This window comes from Streptomyces sp. NPDC002958 (assembly GCF_055563255.1).
Genome location: NZ_JBVHDS010000025.1, coordinates 44610 through 61736, shown reverse-complemented (window position 1 = coordinate 61736; position 17127 = coordinate 44610). Strand labels below are relative to the sequence as shown.

At 68.9% G+C, this 17127-nt stretch carries 13 protein-coding genes and 2 pseudogenes; 8 read left to right on the top strand and 7 right to left on the bottom strand.

The features are described from left to right. The first annotated feature begins 103 nt into the window (after positions 1-103). On the top strand, positions 104-2527 hold the full coding sequence (locus ACZ3IC_RS28745; protein WP_467420795.1) for an excinuclease ABC subunit UvrA: 2424 nt from the start codon (positions 104-106) through the stop codon (positions 2525-2527). Positions 2528-2937: 410 nt separating this feature from the next. Here the strand turns inward: ACZ3IC_RS28745 and ACZ3IC_RS28740 are convergent, their stop codons facing one another. The 3 genes from ACZ3IC_RS28740 to ACZ3IC_RS28730 are packed head-to-tail and all read right to left on the bottom strand — an operon-like array spanning position 2938 to position 6339. Beyond that, a complete protein-coding gene (locus ACZ3IC_RS28740; protein WP_467420793.1) occupies positions 2938-3684 on the bottom strand; it encodes a succinate dehydrogenase/fumarate reductase iron-sulfur subunit in 747 nt (248 codons plus the stop codon). Further along, the gene (locus ACZ3IC_RS28735) at positions 3681-5630 is read right to left on the bottom strand and encodes a fumarate reductase/succinate dehydrogenase flavoprotein subunit (RefSeq protein WP_467420792.1); all 1950 of its coding nucleotides are present in this window, start codon (positions 5628-5630) and stop codon (positions 3681-3683) included. The genes ACZ3IC_RS28740 and ACZ3IC_RS28735 overlap by 4 nt, the downstream gene beginning before the upstream one ends. Position 5631: 1 nt before the next feature. Continuing rightward, entirely contained in the window at positions 5632-6339 is a 708-nt protein-coding gene (locus ACZ3IC_RS28730) for a succinate dehydrogenase (protein ID WP_467420791.1), read from the bottom strand. Between the two features lie 95 nt (positions 6340-6434). Here ACZ3IC_RS28730 and ACZ3IC_RS28725 point away from each other — a divergent pair, with 95 nt between their 5' ends. Then, positions 6435-7346: a LysR family transcriptional regulator gene (locus ACZ3IC_RS28725; protein WP_467420789.1), complete on the top strand. Its 912-nt coding sequence runs from the start codon at positions 6435-6437 to the stop codon at positions 7344-7346. Positions 7347-7403: 57 nt separating this feature from the next. On the opposite strand, the gene ACZ3IC_RS28720 is transcribed toward ACZ3IC_RS28725, so the two are convergent. The 3 genes and pseudogenes from ACZ3IC_RS28720 to ACZ3IC_RS28710 all read right to left on the bottom strand — a co-directional run bounded on the left by ACZ3IC_RS28720 (position 7404) and on the right by ACZ3IC_RS28710 (position 11542). Continuing rightward, positions 7404-9578: a putative bifunctional diguanylate cyclase/phosphodiesterase gene (locus ACZ3IC_RS28720; protein WP_467420787.1), complete on the bottom strand. Its 2175-nt coding sequence runs from the start codon at positions 9576-9578 to the stop codon at positions 7404-7406. Beyond that, a complete protein-coding gene (locus ACZ3IC_RS28715; RefSeq protein WP_467420784.1) occupies positions 9575-10393 on the bottom strand; it encodes an SAM-dependent methyltransferase in 819 nt (272 codons plus the stop codon). Before ACZ3IC_RS28715 ends, ACZ3IC_RS28720 begins: the two co-directional genes overlap by 4 nt. Positions 10394-10595: 202 nt before the next feature. Further along, positions 10596-11542 (bottom strand): annotated as a pseudogene (locus tag ACZ3IC_RS28710) (SCO0930 family lipoprotein). A gap of 579 nt (positions 11543-12121) precedes the next feature. On the opposite strand from ACZ3IC_RS28710, the gene ACZ3IC_RS28705 reads away from it, so the two are divergent. The 4 genes from ACZ3IC_RS28705 (at position 12122) to ACZ3IC_RS28690 (ending at position 14181) form a co-directional block, all read left to right on the top strand. Continuing rightward, complete coding sequence (locus ACZ3IC_RS28705) at positions 12122-12265, top strand: hypothetical protein (protein ID WP_467420782.1); 144 nt, start codon at positions 12122-12124, stop codon at positions 12263-12265. A 15-nt stretch (positions 12266-12280) separates the two neighbouring features. Next, the gene (locus ACZ3IC_RS28700; RefSeq protein ID WP_467420781.1) at positions 12281-13048 is read left to right on the top strand and encodes a bestrophin-like domain; all 768 of its coding nucleotides are present in this window, start codon (positions 12281-12283) and stop codon (positions 13046-13048) included. Between the two features lie 176 nt (positions 13049-13224). Further along, entirely contained in the window at positions 13225-13758 is a 534-nt protein-coding gene (locus ACZ3IC_RS28695; RefSeq protein ID WP_467420780.1) for a hypothetical protein, read from the top strand. Positions 13759-13917: 159 nt separating this feature from the next. Then, positions 13918-14181: a hypothetical protein gene (locus ACZ3IC_RS28690; protein ID WP_467420778.1), complete on the top strand. Its 264-nt coding sequence runs from the start codon at positions 13918-13920 to the stop codon at positions 14179-14181. Here the strand turns inward: ACZ3IC_RS28690 and ACZ3IC_RS28685 are convergent. Then, positions 14159-15001, bottom strand: coding sequence for a polysaccharide deacetylase family protein (locus tag ACZ3IC_RS28685; protein WP_467420776.1), 843 nt, complete (start codon positions 14999-15001; stop codon positions 14159-14161). The two genes, ACZ3IC_RS28690 and ACZ3IC_RS28685, sit on opposite strands and share 23 nt — an antisense overlap. A 269-nt stretch (positions 15002-15270) precedes the next feature. On the opposite strand from ACZ3IC_RS28685, the pseudogene ACZ3IC_RS28680 reads away from it, so the two are divergent. Both ACZ3IC_RS28680 and ACZ3IC_RS28675 read left to right on the top strand, forming a co-directional pair. Beyond that, a pseudogene (locus ACZ3IC_RS28680) lies at positions 15271-15384 on the top strand (universal stress protein); the annotation flags it as partial. A 109-nt stretch (positions 15385-15493) separates the two neighbouring features. Beyond that, positions 15494-16936, top strand: coding sequence for an amino acid permease (locus ACZ3IC_RS28675; RefSeq protein WP_467420773.1), 1443 nt, complete (start codon positions 15494-15496; stop codon positions 16934-16936). Positions 16937-17127: the final 191 nt, after the last annotated feature.

Sequence of the window (17127 nt, the reverse complement as noted above, 5' to 3'; positions counted from 1 at the left end):
CGGTCGAGCGCCGGGCGGGCCCCGTCACCCCTGACGCCTAGAATCGGAGTGTTTGTCCCCAGAGCTGTTGACCCGCCCCGAGCCGTACGGAGTCCCCGCCCACATGCCCACTCCCCACGATCCGTACGTCCGGGTGCGCGGCGCCCGTGAGCACAATCTCCAGGACGTCTCGGTCGACATCCCGCGCGACACACTCACCGTGTTCACCGGCGTCTCCGGCTCCGGGAAGTCCTCCCTCGCATTCGGCACGATCTATGCCGAGGCGCAGCGCCGCTACTTCGAGTCCGTCGCCCCGTACGCCCGTCGGCTGATCCACCAGGTCGGTGCGCCCGCGGTCGGTGAGGTCACCGGGCTGCCGCCCGCCGTCTCGCTGGAGCAGCGCCGCTCGGCGCCCGGTGAGCGTTCGTCCGTCGGCACGGTCACCACGCTCTCCAATTCCCTGCGCATGCTGTTCTCGCGCGCCGGGGACTATCCGGCCGGTGCCGGACGGCTGGAGTCCGACTCCTTCTCGCCGAACACCGCCGCCGGGGCGTGTCCTGAGTGCCACGGTCTCGGCCGTATCCACCGCACCACCGAGGAGCTGCTCGTCCCCGACCCCTCGCTGTCGATCCGGGACGGTGCGATCGCCGCCTGGCCGGGGGCGTGGCAGGGCAAGAACCTGCGCGATGTGCTGGACACGCTGGGGTACGACATCGGCCGTCCGTGGCGTGAGCTCGACGCCGAGGACCGGGAGTGGATCCTGTTCACCGATGAGCAGCCGGTGGTGACGGTCCATCCGGTGCGTGACGCGGGGCGCATCCAACGCCCGTATCAGGGTACGTACATGAGCGCCCGTCGCTATGTGATGCACACCTTCGCGGATTCCAAGAGCCGCACCCTGCGGGCGAAGGCGGAGCGCTTTTTGACCAGCGCCCCGTGCCCGGTATGCGGCGGCAGCCGGCTGCGTCCGGAGGCGATGGCCGTCACCTTCGTCGGCCGTTCGATCGCCGAACTGGCCGCGCTTCCGCTCACCTCGCTCGCCGAGGTGCTGCGGACGCCGGGCGGCGGCGACACGGCGCGGGTGCTGACGACGGATCTGCTCACCCGGATCGAGACGGTCACCGAGCTCGGCCTCGGCTACCTCAGCCTCGACCGTACGGCTCCGACGCTCTCCTCCGGCGAGCTGCAACGGCTGCGGCTCGCCACCCAGTTGCGCTCAGGCCTCTTCGGTGTCGTCTATGTGCTGGACGAGCCGTCGGCCGGTCTGCACCCGGCGGACACCGAGTCGCTGCTGGGGGTGCTCGGCCGGCTGAAGAAGGCCGGGAACTCGGTCTTCGTCGTGGAGCATCAGATGGATGTGGTGCGCCGGGCGGACTGGCTGGTCGACGTGGGGCCGCTGGCCGGTGAGCACGGGGGCCGGGTGCTGCACAGCGGCCCCCCGGCCGGACTTGCGGAGGTGCCGGAGTCGGCCACCCGGCGCTTCCTCTTCGACGACGGGCCCGCTGCGGTGCGGGAGGTGCGTACGCCGTCGGGGTGGCTGAAGCTGAACGGGGTCGACCGCCACAATGTGCGGGGGGTCGACGCCGAGTTTCCTCTGGGGGTGTTCACGGCCGTCACCGGCGTCTCGGGGTCGGGGAAGTCGACCCTGGTCGGCCAGGTCCTGGCAGGTGTCCTCGCCGACCGCCAGGCCTCCGCCACTGCCGATCTGCCCGCGGAGCGTCCCACGCCCGGGTGTGCGTCGGCGGAGGGGCTGGAGGCGGTGGACCGTCTCGTGCAGGTGGACCAGAAGCCGATCGGCCGTACCCCGCGGTCCAATCTGGCCACGTACACCGGGCTCTTCGATGTCGTACGGAAGCTGTTCACCGAGACGGACACGGCGCGCGAGCGGGGCTACAAGGCCGGGCGGTTCTCCTTCAACGTGGCGGGCGGACGGTGCGAGACCTGCCAGGGCGAGGGGTTCGTTTCGGTGGAGCTGCTCTTCCTGCCCAGTACGTACGCGCCCTGCCCCGACTGTCACGGTGCGCGGTACAACCCGGAGACCTTGGAGGTCACCCTGCGCGGTCTCGACATCGCGCAGGTGCTGGATCTGACGGTGGAGTCGGCGGCCGGCTTCTTTGCCGGTACGCCGGCGGCCGAGCGCAGTCTGCGGACGCTGCTCGATGTCGGGCTCGGCTATCTGCGGCTCGGTCAGCCGGCCACGGAGCTGTCGGGCGGCGAGGCCCAGCGGATCAAGCTCGCCGCCGAGCTCCAGCGCACCCGCCGGGGCCACACCGTGTATCTGCTCGACGAGCCGACGACCGGGCTGCATCCCGCCGATGTCGAGGTACTGATGCGGCAGTTGCACGGTCTGGTCGACGCGGGCAACACGGTGGTGGTCGTGGAACACGACATGGCGGTGGTAGCCGGTGCCGACCGGGTGATCGACCTCGGGCCGGGCGGCGGCGACCGGGGCGGCCGGATCGTGGCGGCGGGTCCACCCGCCGAGGTTGCGTTTGCGGAGGGCAGCCGTACGGCGGCGTACCTCAGGGCGTCCCTCCGTCTCGACTGAGAGCCTGTCGGGTGACCTTGGATCGGATAGCGGACGCGGTCCGGTGCGTGTGATTCCAAGGCGGAGGAGGGAATCAACGCGAAGGGGGTCCCCCATGCCTTCAGGCCTATGGGGAAGTTGGTGATTGACGACAACGCGGGAAGCGTGCGTGCCAGGGCGTGGCCGCTCGGTGGGAGGTCACCCGACAGGCTCTGAGGGTTCAGCCAGGTTCAACTCCCCGGATTCCACCGTGTGGCGTTCACCACCGGTTTGACCGGCACGGTGGCCGTCTATCTGCACGGCTGGTACGGGCAGGGCACGGCCCACGGCGGACGACGACCTCTTTGTGACGTCCTGATCTGCCGGAGCATCCGAGACTTCCTGGCCCCGGAGGTGGGCGGCCTCCGGGCCAGGAACTCAGCCGTTTTCCTTCAGCGGTGCCCCTTCCGGGTCGCCCGCAGCCACTCCTTGTTCATGGCCGCGATCGACGGCAGCGGAATGCCCTTCGGGCAGGCCGTGGCGCACTCCCCGGTGAGTGTGCAGCCGCCGAAGCCCTCACTGTCCATCTGTCCGACCATGTCGAGCACCCGGGTCTCGCGCTCGGGGGCGCCCTGCGGCAGGACATTGAGGTGGTTGATCTTCGCCGAGGTGAAGAGCATCGCCGAGCCGTTGGGGCAGGCCGCGACGCAGGCGCCGCAGCCGATGCACTCGGCGTGTTCGAAGGCGAAATCGGCGTCCGGCTTGGGCACCGGCGTGGCATGCGCCTCGGGGGCGGTGCCGGTCGGGGCGGAGATGTAGCCGCCCGCCTGAATGATCCGATCGAAGGCCGAGCGGTCCACGACCAGGTCCTTGACGACCGGGAAGGCGGAGGCGCGCCATGGTTCGATGTCGATCGTGTCGCCGTCCTTGAAGGACCGCATGTGGAGCTGGCAGGTGGTGGTGCGCTCGGGGCCGTGGGCGTCGCCGTTGATGACGAGGCTGCAGGCTCCGCAGATGCCTTCGCGGCAGTCGTGATCGAAGGCGACGGGGTCGTCGCCTTCGAGGATGAGTTCCTCGTTGAGGGTGTCGAGCATTTCCAGGAACGACATGTCCCGCGAGATGCCGTTCACCTCGTAGGTGGACATGGCGCCGGGCGCGTCGGCGTTCTTCTGGCGCCAGACGCGCAGGGTGAGCTTCATGCGTAGCTCCGCTGAGTGGGGTGGACGTACTCGAAGACGAGGTCTTCCTTGTGCAGGACGGGGGCCTCGCCGGTGCCGGAGAACTCCCAGGCGGCGGCGTAGGAGAACTCCTCGTCCCGGCGGGCGGCTTCGCCGTCCGGGGTCTGTGACTCCTCGCGGAAGTGGCCTCCGCAGGATTCGGCGCGGTGCAGGGCGTCCAGGCACATGAGCTCGGCGAGCTCCAGGTAGTCGATGATGCGGTTGGCCTTCTCCAGCGACTGGTTGAACTCGTCGCCGATGCCGGGCACCTTGATGCGCCGCCAGAACTCCTCGCGGATCTGCGGGATCCGGTCGAGGGCCTTGCGCAGTCCCTTTTCGGTGCGGGCCATGCCGCAGTACTCCCACATGAGTTCACCGATCTCGCGGTGGAAGGAGTCGGGGGTGCGGTCGCCGTCGACGGAGAGCAGCAGGTTCAGCCGGTCCTCGGTGTCCGCGACGACTTCTTCGACGGCAGGGTGCGAGGCGTCGACCTCGTCGTGGTGCGGGTTGCGGGCCAGGTAATCGTTGATGGTGGACGGCAGGACGAAGTAGCCGTCGGCCAGGCCCTGCATCAGCGCGGAGGCACCGAGCCGGTTGGCGCCGTGGTCGGAGAAGTTGGCCTCGCCGATGGCGAAGAGGCCGGGAATGGTGGTCTGGAGGTCGTAGTCGACCCAGAGTCCGCCCATCGTGTAGTGCACGGCCGGGTAGATCCGCATCGGGGTCTCGTACGGGTTCTCCGCGGTGATCCGCGCGTACATGTCGAAGAGGTTGCCGTACTTCTCCTCGACCCTGGCCCTGCCCATGCGCTGGATGGCTTCGGCGAAGTCCAGGTAGACACCCTGTCCGCCGGGGCCGACGCCGCGTCCCTCGTCGCAGACGTTCTTCGCGGCGCGGGAGGCGATGTCGCGGGGTACGAGGTTGCCGAAGGCGGGGTAGACGCGCTCCAGGTAGTAGTCGCGCTCGTCCTCGGGGATCTCGTTCGCGGGGCGGTTGTCGCCCTTGGCCTTCGGCACCCAGATCCGGCCGTCGTTGCGCAGCGACTCGCTCATCAAAGTCAGCTTGGACTGGTGGTCGCCGGTGCGCGGGATGCAGGTGGGGTGGATCTGGGTGAAACAGGGGTTGGCGAAATAGGCGCCGCGACGGTGGGCGCGCCAGATGGCGGTGGCGTTGGAGTTCATGGCGTTCGTCGACAGGTAGAAGACGTTGCCGTAGCCGCCGCTGGCCAGGACGACAGCGTCGGCGAAGTAGGTGTCGACCTTCCCGGTGATGAGGTCGCGGGCGACGATGCCGCGGGCCTTGCCGTCGACGATGATCAGGTCGAGCATCTCGGTGCGGGCGTGCAGTTCGACGTTGCCGGCGGCGATCTGCCGGGACAGCGCCTGGTACGCGCCGAGAAGGAGCTGCTGCCCCGTCTGTCCGCGGGCGTAGAAGGTGCGGGAGACCTGGACGCCGCCGAAGGAGCGGTTGTCGAGGAGGCCGCCGTACTCGCGGGCGAAGGGGACGCCCTGGGCGACGCACTGGTCGATGATCTCCACGGAGATCTGGGCGAGCCGGTGGACGTTGGACTCGCGGGCGCGGAAGTCACCGCCCTTGACCGTGTCGTAGAAGAGCCGGTGGATCGAGTCGCCGTCGTTGCGGTAGTTCTTCGCGGCGTTGATGCCGCCCTGGGCGGCGACGGAGTGGGCGCGGCGGGGCGAGTCCTGGAAGCAGAACTGCACTACGTGGTAGCCCTGTTCGGCGAGCGTCGCACCGGCCGAACCACCGGCGAGGCCGGTGCCGACGACGATCACGGTGTGCTTACGGCGGTTGGCCGGGTTGACCAGCTTGGCCTGGAAGCGGCGGGTGTCCCAGCGTTCGGCGACGGGGCCTTCGGGAGCCTTGGTGTCGACGACGGGCGCACCCGTCTCGTAGTGCGAGTAGTCGGTCATGTCAGCTCACGACTCCGGTCATGACGGCGACGGGTACGGAGATGAAGCCCACCGTCAGCACCAGTGCGAGGACGTTGGCGATGGTCTTGAGGGCACGGTCACGGGTCGCGTTCCCCGCGCCGAGGGTCTGTGCGGCGCTCCAGAATCCGTGCTGGACGTGGAGTCCGAGGGCGAGCACGGCGACGATGTAGATGGTGTTGCCGTACCAGGTGGAGAAGGTGTCGATGACGTTCTGGTACGGGTTCCCGGACTGGAATCCGCCGGAGTGCACGGTGCCCGTCGTCAGGTCGAGGATGTGCCAGACGATGAACAGGGCGAGGATGATCCCGCCCCAGCGCATGGTGCGGGTGGCATAGCCGGAGCGCGGCTTCTTGTGTACGTACTTGGCGGGGCGCGCCTTGATGTCGCGGCGGCTGAGCTGGTACGCGGATATGGCGTGCAGCACCACGGCGGCGACGAGCACGACACGGAGGATCCACAGGGCCCACTCGTAGTGCAGGAAGGGCTCTCCCATGGTCCGCAGCCAGTGTGCGTAACGGTTGAACTCGCCGGATCCGAAGAAGATCTTCAGGTTGCCGACCATATGGGCAACCAAGTAGAGGAGCATGATCAGGCCGCTCACGGCCATGATCGTCTTCTTGCCGACGGACGAGTCCCAGAACCTACGCGTCATGGACGGCCGTCGGTCCGTCCGTGTTGCCAATGCCATGGACACGACGCTAGGGCCGAAGGACCTCATCAGTCCAAGACATGGAACCGCTCATATTCATAGGCGTGGGCTATCGTGGCCGCTAGGCTGAGTGTATGCAATTCCAGCAGCTGACGTACTTCGTGGCCGTGGCCGAGACCCGCCACTTCACCCGCGCCGCTGAGGAGGTGCATGTCTCGCAGCCCTCGCTCTCCCAGCAGATCAGGGCGCTGGAGAACGAGCTGGGGGCTGAGCTGTTCAGCCGGGCCCGCGGCAACATCACCCTCACCGACGCGGGCGAGGCCCTGCTGCCGCTGGCCCGCCGCATCCTCGCGGACGCCGACACCGCACGCCACGAGGTGCAGGAACTGGCCCAGCTGCGCCGGGGGCGGGTCCGGCTCGGCGCGACGCCCAGCCTCTGCACGGGCCTGCTCCCCGACGTACTGCGCGCCTTCCACGACCGGCATCCGGGGATCCAGCTGCTGCTGGAGGAGGGCGGCTCGCTGGACCTCGTACGGGGGCTGGCGCGCGGCGCACTCGATCTCGCGCTGGTCGTGCTGCCGCTGCCTGCCGCTTCTCCCGCCCTCACCACCGTCGAGCTGCTCCAGGAGGACCTGGTCGTGGTGTCGTCTGCCCGGGCGCCGCGGCCGGGCCGGGGCGGGAGCGTACGGATCGCCGACCTTCAGGGTGAATCCCTGGTGATGTTCCGGCACGGTTACGACCTGCGGGAGCTGACGGTCGCCGCCTGCCGGGCGGAGGGCTTCGAGCCTTCGTTCACGGTGGAGGGCGGGGAGATGGACGCGGTGCTCGGCTTCGTCCGCGCGGGGCTCGGGATCGCGGTGGTGCCCAGCATGGTCGCGATCCGGGCCGGCCACGACCTGCGGACCACGCCACTTGCCCGCCCGGGCCTGCGGCGCACGATCGCACTCGCGCACCGCAGCGATGTGGCTCCGCCGCGCGCGGCACGCGAACTGCAGAAGGTGCTGCTCGACAGCCGGACGGGCGGATCAAGCCCGTCCGGCGATTGAGGACATCCTTCAGCCCGTCCGGCGATCGAGGACTGGACCCGCGCCCAGCCGCGTCGTTCAGACCGCGTCGGCCAGCAGCAGCGAGTGGATCCGGTCGGGCGCACCGGGCCGGGCGTAGTACCACCCCTGGGCCGTGTCGCAGCCCAGCTCCCGCAGCTGCTCCGCCTGAGCCCCGGTCTCCACACCCTCCACCGTGACCGCGAGGTCCAGGCTGTGCGCCAGCGAGACGATTCCCTCGACGATCTTCAGATCGACCGGGTCCGCCGGATGCTGCTGCATGCCCTGCGTGAAGGAACGGTCCAGCTTGAGCACACTCACCGGAAGCCTGCGCAGGTTCGCCAGGTTCGAGTAACCGGTACCGAAGTCGTCGAGCGCTATGTCGACGCCCATTTCCGCCAGTTGCCGCAGCGGCTTGAGCAGATCGTCATCCGCACCGATGAGCGCGGACTCGGTGACCTCCAGGCACAGCGCCCCGGGTTCGAGCCCCGACCGCTCCAGCACGTCGACCGTCTCGGCGACCAGCCGCGGATGGTGCAGCTGGGTCGGCGAGAGGTTGACATTGATCCGCAGTGGACCGCCGTCGCTGTGCCGCTCCTGCCAGAAGTTGGCCTGGCGCACGGACTCCTCCAGCACCCACCGGCCGAGCGGCACGATCAGCCCGGTGTGCTCGGCGAGCGGGATGAACCGGTCGGGACCGAGCACCCCGTGCTGCGGATGGCACCAGCGCACCAGCGCCTCCGCACCGTGCACCGTGCCGTCGCCCAGGTGCACGAGCGGCTGGTACTCGATGAAGAACTCACCGCGCTCCAGCGCGACGGGCAGCGCGGTGGTCAGCCCGTGCCGGGTGATGGCACGGGCGTCCGCCTCGGCGTCGGCCAGCTCGAAGCGGTTGCCTCCGGCCGACTTGGCCCGGTACATCGTGATGTCGGCGCTGCGCAGCACCTCGGCCGCGTTGCGTTCACCGGCCGGCCCCTCGACGACCCCGATGGATCCGCGTACGGTCAGTTCGCGGCCCTCCAGCCGGATCGGGGTTCCGAGCACGCCGAGGATGCGGCAGGCCAGCTCGTCGACCTCCGTCCGGGTGTCGGGGCCGGTCGTCAGGGCCACGAACTCGTCGCCGCCGAGCCGCGCCACCATCTCGCCGGATGCGGTCGCACAGCTCTGCAGCCGGTCGGCCACCTCGACCAGCAGGCGGTCCCCCGACGCGTGGCCGAGGCTGTCGTTGATCGCCTTGAAGCCGTCGAGGTCGAGGTAGCACAGGCCGAAGCGGCTGCCGTCGTCGGCGGAGAGCGCCTTCTCCAGCCGTTCGAAGAAGAGCGTCCGGTTGGGCAGGCCGGTGAGCGCGTCATGGGTGGCCTCGTACCGCAGCCGCAGGTTGAGCAGACGACGCTCCGTGGTGTCCTCCATCAGCGCCAGCTGATACTCCGGCCTGCCCTCGGAGTCACGCAGCAGCGACACCGTCAGATTGGTCCACAGCACGGTGCCGTCGTTGCGGTAGTACGGCTTCTCGACCCGGTAGTGCTCGCGTTCGCCACGTACCAGCTCGTTGTAGTACTTCCACACCTGCGGCGAGTCCTCGGGGTGGACCCACTCGTTGAGCTTGTGGCTGCGCACATGGTGTTCGAGCCCGCCGAACATCCGGGTGAGGGTGTCGTTGACCTCCAGAACATTGCCGTCCAGGTCGGCGATCCCGATGCCGATGGCCGCGTCCTTGAAGACGGCTCGGAAGCGTGCCTCGGTGGCGTGCAGCGCCTGTTCGGCGTCCGAGCGGGCGGTGAGCGCCGAGCGGGCGATGGCCTCCTGTTCGGCGAGGGTCCGCTCGCGCAGTGCCTGGGTGAAGCCACCCGCGAGGGCGTGCTGGATCCGGGCGCAACGGGCTCTGCCGTCCTCGGTCGACAGCGCCGTCGCGCCGTTGCTGCCGCAGTAGAGCACGAGGTACGAGTCGATGACGCCGAGCGTGCTGCTGAGTGCGTCCGGGTCCGTGCAGTGCGCGGCGACGAGGGCGGCGCCCACCTCGCTCGCGGGCGCCGCGTCGAAGGGCCGCGCGTGCAGGATGTCGCTGAGCGCGCGCGCCGGGGGCAGCAGGTGCTGTTCGAACTCGGTGCGCGTCATGGAGGTGGCCGTCGACGGGAAGATGGCCCTGCTCCAGATCGTGGCGAATCTCCGGAGCCGGTCCTCGGGGCCGTCGGGCTCCGTGTCGGGCGTTCCGGAGGACTGGGCGGGAATGCTCACGCCTTGCGTCCCACTCCTGCGAAGCCCGAGAAGGCAAATGGGTCCTCGTGCTCCGGCGCTAGAGGGGTGTCGGGGCGCCAGTTCGGCATCGACACGAGTCCGGGCTCGACCATCTCGTACCCCTCGAAGAAGCTGGCGACCTCGTCGCGCGACCGCATGACCAGGGGGTTGCGGATCTCCCTGTAGACGCGGACCGTTTTGCCCGCCTCCTCCCGGGTGAGCGGAATCCCCTCGTACGAGGCGTGGGTGACGACGATGAGGCTGCCGGGGGCGAGTGCCTCGCGCAGCTCGGCGACCGCGGTGTGCGGGTCGTCGGAGTCCTCGATGAAATGGAGTACGGCGACGAGCAGCAGAGCCACCGGACGGTCCAGGTCGAGCAGTTCGGAGATCTCCGGGTTCTTCACGATCTCCTGCGGGCACCGCAGATCGGCGGCTGCGATCAGCGCCCGGTCGTTGCCTTCGAGTACTGCCCGGCTGTGCGCGACCGCAACCGAATCGTGATCGACATACGCCACCCGGGCCTCCGGGTCGGCCGCCTGTGCTACTTCGTGCACATTACCGAAAGTCGGTATTCCGGAGCCGATGTCCAGAAACTGGGTGATGCCCTCGCTCACCGCATAGCGCACGGCCCTGCGCATAAAGGCGCGATTCGCCTGCATGATCTTGGGGAGTCCGGGCATGAACTCCATGGCCTTGCGAGCCGCTTCCCGGTCCACCTCGAAATTGTGCGATCCGCCCAGATAGAAGTCATACATGCGAGACACGCTAGGCACCGAAATGTCTATGCCTTGCGGTGCCCAGGCGGGACGCTCCATCGATGTCTCCAACAAGTCGCCACGGCGATCCGGCCATGTTCATGGTCAGTGTTGACCAGAGGCTACTGATCGACCGCCAGGAGAGCGAGCGGAAACGGAAATTAGCCGTCCGTTATTGGTCACACACCAGCGGCATGTGCAACCGGCCCGTCGCAGCGTGTGACATTCGGCGACGGGCCGGCCCGCGGGAGGCACTTTCGGACTACTTGGGGGCGCCCACCAGTTCGGCGTCGGGGGACACCGCGTACCATGTACCTTCGACGCCTTGGCTGTTGGCGTCTCCCAGCGTCACATCGCCGGAGAAGGTATGGACCGGCCAGCGGTCGAGGAACTGTTACTTGAGCCCGTCGGGCCGATTGAAGGTGACAAAGCCCTTGGTGATGACGCCTTTTGACGTCTTTCTTTCTCAATGAAGCAGCAACCGGCCGCTTCGCGAGGCAGGCACCTGTGCAGGCCGACTTCATCGGCCATGCGAGGTACTGCTTGAACCGATAGACCGTCATGCCGCGCTTGTCCACGACGATGTCCCCGAGTCTCGGATCCTTACGGACCGAAAGTCCGGTGAGTTCGGCGCCGGCCGGTCCGTCAGCATTCAGCGCGGCCTTCTGGCCGTCCGGCGCGGACACGAACCAGGTGCCGCCCCCTGCCCATTGGCATCGCCGGGCGTGGCGTCCTTGGCGTAGCGGTACATCGGCCGGCCCACAATGGTGAGTTGCCGGGTACGTCGGAGCAGGGGACCTTGCCGATCAGTGCGGGATCGGTTCCGGGCGCCGCCGTCGCATTGCCCGCGGCTACCACCGGCCAGATCTTCGCGCAGTCGCCTTCGCAATTCGACTCGGGAGGACCGGCGGTGTCCTCATCGAAGCGATAGAGCGTGAACCCCGCTGTCCGTGAGGGCATTGCCGAGCTTCTCGCTGTCCCACACCGCGAGCCGGGCGGCCTGCTTGCCGGTGGCGGTGGCACCCCCGTCCGCACCGTTGGAGCCGTAGCCGATGCCCGATCCGCAGCCGCTCTCCGCCGCCTGCCCGGCGTTGCCCACATTCTGCCCGTCAGAGGTCTCGGTTCCCTTGTCCTGACCGCACACCGCGGTCAGCGCCAACAGGGCAGCCGCCGTCACTGCGAGCGAGAGATGTTCCGCCAGATACTCATGTCAACTCCCGTTCATATGGGGACGGTTATGATGATTTTTCGCGTCGCCCCTGGTCCTGGGTACGGGCGACGGTCCCTGCTTCGTTCAACGCGTTCACAGAATTCCCCCGAGCCGCAAACACCCGACGCCCCATGTCCCCACCATCAGGGGAATCCGCACCGCCCGCGGCGTGCCCGGCGACCGGCCGGAACATGCTCCCCATCGTGTACGGATCACTCATAGGACGGCTCACGGCGGCCGTCGTACTCCTCTGGCTTCTGACCGCCCCGGCACCCGCGGCGGCGGACAACTGCGCGTACGCCTCCATCGGGGAGAGCGGCGGGAGTTCGGCGGTCGCCACGTCGGGCAATGGGCACTGTCAAGCGGGCCCGGCGCCCAAGCCGACTCCACCACCCGCACCCCCGCCGCCCCCACCGCCCCCGCAGCCTCCTCCGCCACCACCACCGCCGCCGCCCGCGCCGCCCCGACCAGAACCGGAGCCCGTGCCACCACCGCCGCCGCCCGCGCCGCCCCGACCGGAACCGGAGCCCGTGCCACCGCCCCCTTCACCCTCGCCCTCCGTACGCCCCACACCCCCCGTGCCCCGGCCCGTGGCCCTCCCCACCTACCGCAAGCCGCCGCGCAAGGTCCCGCGGCGCGGCACCTCCCTGGTCACCCTCACCCTGCTGATCACAGCCCCCGCGGTGTTCGCCGTCGCCGTGCTGCGTCCCCGCTCCCGATGACCTCCGGAGAAGCCCATGTCGGAATGGCTTGTTCTCACCCTCGCCATGGTCGCGGCCAGCGCCGTCGTCCTGACCATCGCCGTACTCAACAACCGCCGGATCGGAGAGGATGACGACCCGTCCGAGACCCCTGACGTCATCGAGTACATGACGATGATGATCGGCGTGGTCTACGCGATCGTGCTGGGCCTCGCCATCGCGGGCGTCTGGGAGGGCCGCAGCGCCGCCCAGGAGTACGTACGCCAGGAGGCCCAGGCGCTGCACGAGGTGAACGTCCGCTCCGCCGTCTACCCGGCCGAGGTGCGTACGCGCATCCGTGCCGATGTCGACGCCTACGTCCGCCACGTCGTCCACGACGAGTGGCGGACGATGGCCGAGCACGGTTCGCTCACCGACGAGGGGACCCGGCTTCTCGGCCGGGTGCGCGCCGATGTCACCGAATACCGGCCGGGAAACGATCACGAGGGGCAGGCATATCAGCCACTGGTCGATCAGGTCGCCGCGGCCGACGACGCGCGCAACGCACGCGGGCAGAGTGCCGGCGCGACCATGCCGGGCGTGGTCTGGTTCGGCCTGATCACCGGGGCGCTGGTGACCGTAGGACTGATCTTCACACTGCAGATCCGCAGAACCTTCCGCGAACTACTGCTGGCCGGCCTCTTCAGCGTCCTGATCGCCTTTCTGCTCTTCCTGATCTGGGACTTCGATTCCCCCTTCGGCCGTGGTATCTCGGCCACCGCGGCGCCGTTCCTCGATCTGTTTCCCGGCGCGGCGGACACATAGCGATCCGCCGGAATACGGGTGGGTACGCCGCTCGGGGGAAGGCGGTGCCCCGAGCGGCGCACTCCGATCGCGAGCAAAATGCGCGACTTCTAGCGTTTGGCGCGTCGAGGTGCATTTCTTACGCTATGTGGAAATTCGTTCCGCAACTGCTCCTCGGGGACCCGGAGGATTCACCCATGCGTGCAATAGGTGTCGCACCCGTCGCCCTGCCTGGCGCCGCCGCTCTCGCCCTGACCGCTCCGGCTGCAACCGCATACGCCGCGACGTCGGGAGGCGCGCCCTGTGCGACCCGGTACACCGTCACTCCGTCGGTGATCGCGCCGGGAAGCCAGGTCACCCTGGCCGCCCGGGGGTGCTCTACAACCGCCACGGCCGACTCCGGAGTGTTCGACACGGTCACCATCCCCAGGGGTGGCGCCGCCGCGGCCACGCTCGACTGGGACCCACGACCTGGCGCCGCTTACGAGGTGACGTTCATCTGCGACACGGCACCCGGCTCGACGGCGAAGGTCGGTCTCACGTTCAGCGCGGCCTTTGACGCATCCGCCACGAGTTCCGCGGTCTCCTTGACCGATGTGCAGGGCGGACTCGGAGGCGGCGTCGACAGGATGAACGCCGCAATGATCGCCGTCGGAACGGCGCCGGCGGTGGTCACGGCCACCGGCACCATCCATGTGGTGCGTCAGCGCAAGGAGGGCCGCCCGCACTGAGAGCAGGGCAGTGCGGTCCGATCCGCCGTCGCCCCGGGTCCTGTCCCGGGACTCGGGGCGACGGGCGGATCGGACCGGGCACCACCCGTTCGCCCGTCCCTGATCGCCGCCCGGCCGTCCCGCGCCTGGCGTACCGAGCGTCGCGACGAAAGGAGCACCATGGGCCGGAACAACTGGCGCGTCCACCGGACCAGGCACATGCCGTGGGGCGCCCTCGCCCTGGTGGTGCTCGCCTGCCTGGCCTTGACGCGGAACGGCGCGGACTTCTCACTGGGCCCTCCCCGGCTGGTGGCCACGGTTTCGGCCGAGCTCCATCGGGCAGCCCCCGGGGTGCCGGTGACGGCCGACGCCGCGGAGCCGCACCCGGCGGGGCCGCTGCCCCTCCGTGGCCGCCTCGCACTCACCGGCGCTGCGGCACCGTGATCCGGTAGCCGTCGTCGAGCAGTTCGGGGAGATACCGCCGCAGCGCGGACACGCTCTGCGAACGGTCGCCCCCGGCGTCGTGCGACAGCACCACGACGCCGGGCGCCGCCCCCTCCCGGACTCTGCGGACAATCGTGCGGACACCGGGATCGGTCCGGTCCAGGGTGTCGACGGTCCAGGCCATCGGCTCCATTCCCATCTCGGCGCCGATCTCGAAGGAGCTCCGGTTCCACGCTCCGTACGGCGCCCGGTACCAGACCGGCGGAGCGCCGGTGATCTTCTCGATCAACTCGCTGGTGGGGCCCAGCTCATCGCGGATGCCGGCCCTGGACAGCTGGGTGACCAGGGGATGTGTCCAGGAGTGGTTGCCGATGGTGTGACCGTCGTCGGCGATCGCCCGCACCAGGTCCTGATTGTTGTTGGCCAGTTCTCCGCAGACGAAGAACATCGCGCGAACATCGTGTTCGCGCAGGGTGGCGAGCATGTGCGGAGTGTAGAGCGGGTCGGGGCCGTCGTCGAAGGTGAGCACCATGGCATGCCCGAGTTCGGGCAGTTCCTCGAAGGGCCTGGTGCGGACCGGTGGCGCCGCGGGCCGGAAGCGGGACGCGGTCTGCGCGGTCATGGGCCGGAGCCGATAGGCGGAGGACCGCACGCCGAGGGCGGACGGGGGTCCGGCGGCCCCCTCCGGGAGCGGTGCCTCGGGCCGGAACGGTTCTCCGGCCGGATCTGCGGCGATCACGCGCACGGCAGCGGCCGTACCGAGTCCGGCGACCAGTCGCAGCAGCGCCCTGCGCCCCGGCAGCCTCTGATCATTTTTCATGAACAACTGCTCGCATGTCGGCGGAGCCACCCCGGTGAACGACACCGGGAGCAGGCGGTTTTGCACCCGATGGAGGTACCGCTTCCGAGGCAACCGGCAGCTTCGTCCCAGGCCGTGCCGGATCCGGAGCCGGGGTCAATGCCCGGGTCCACGTCGGCGCCCGGGTCCACGCCGGCGCCGGGGTCCACGTCGGCGCCAAAGTCGGCGTCGGGAGCGGATGGCCTCACCGCCGTGACAGACCAACAGCCCCACCAGTTCGAACGTGGCACAAGGCCGATGCCGTCGTGGTGGGCGCGTCGAAGTCGGCCGGGCACCGGTTCATCAGCTCGGTGGCGATCCGTTCGGTGAAGGCGGGTCGTTGGCCCGTCACGGTGGTCCCGTAACCGTCCCGGAATCCTCGCCTCCGCTGGACGGCACGCCGTCTTTCGTACCGACCTCACCTGGGCCATCATGAGCGCCCGTCAGGGACAGCCGTCAGCGGAGAGGTGACTCATGGCAAGGCTCCGAGTGGGCGAGGGTGTACTGCGTCGCAAGCCGATCGAGCGGATCGACGAGAAAGCGCTGGCGGGAGACGTCACCACTCAGCTCACCAGATCGCTCGGGCTGTGGCAGCTCACGGCGATCGGCGTGGGCGGCATCATCGGCGCGGGAATCTTCACCCTGGCCGGCACCGTGGCGAACGGAACCGCCGGGCCCGCGGTCCTGATCTCCTTTCTGATCGCGGGTGTGGCGAGTGCGGCGGCCGCGTTCAGCTACGCGGAGTTCGCGGGCCTGATCCCCAAGGCCGGCTCCGCCTACACCTACGGATACGCGGTACTGGGCGAGCTCGTGGGATGGCTCATCGGCTGGGACCTGCTGCTGGAGTACACGGCGATCGTCGCCGTCGTCGCGATCGGCATCTCCGGCTACTTCAGCTTCCTGCTCGGGGAGACGGGACTCGAACTGCCGCAGTGGATGCTGGGCGCGCCAGGCACCGGGGCGGGTCATCAGGTGGACCTGTTTGCCGCGCTGCTCTGTCTGCTCGTGGCATACCTTCTGACCCTCGGCATCAAGAACGCGGCCCGCTTCGAAACGATCGTGGTCGTCCTCAAGGTCCTGGTCGTCCTGCTGGTCGTCGGCGTCGGCGCGTTCCACATCAACACCGCCAACTACAACCCCTTCTTCCCGTTCGGGGTGAGCGGCGCCTTCACCGGTGCGGCCACGGTGTTCTTCGCGGTGTTCGGCTACGACGCCATGTCGACGGCCGCCGAGGAGTCCAAGGACGCCCAGCGGCACATGCCGAAGGCGATCCTGTACTCCCTCGCCATCTCCATGGTGCTCTATGTGGCGGCGTGTCTGGTGCTGACGGGAATGCAGAGCTACGAGGACATCGACCCGGAGTCCGGATTCTCCACGGCCTTCAAGTCCGTGGGGCTCAGCGGACTGGCCGATGTGATCGCGGTTGGCGCGATCATCGGAATCCTGACGGTGATGTTCACCTTCATGCTCGGCGTGACCCGGGTGTGGTTCTCGATGAGCCGCGACGGACTGCTGCCGAAGTGGTTCGCCAAGACCCACCCGACCAGGCACGTTCCTACCCGGGTGACCTGGATCGTCGGCGCGGCATCGGCCGTGATCGCCGGGTTTTTGCCCATCGGCGAGGCTGCCGAACTGACGAACATCGGCATTCTGCTCGCGTTCGTGGTGGTGTGCATCGCGGTGATCGTGCTGCGATACAAGCAGCCCGATCTGCCGCGTACGTTCCGCACCCCCGGCATGCCGTTCGTGCCGGCCCTGGGCGTGGTGTTCTCGATCTGGCTGATCACCTTCCTGCAGTGGCAGACGTGGGTGCGGTTCGCTATGTGGTTCCTGGTCGGTCTGGTGATCTATTTCGGTTACTCGTACCGGAAGTCGGAGATGGCGCAGACACCGGGCACGGGCCCGGGCACGGGTTGATCCGACGCCCCGTGCGCCTCGGTTCCGTCCGCCGAGGGAATGGGCGGAGGGCGGCCGGAGGGCGACGCAGCGCACGACCGATGCCCGTACGAACGCCGCTCCACCCGCCGCCCGACCGTTCACCGCACCATTCGCCGCACTGTGCGACCGCTCGTCGCACGGGGCCGCCCTTCGCCTGTTCCTCGACGCCC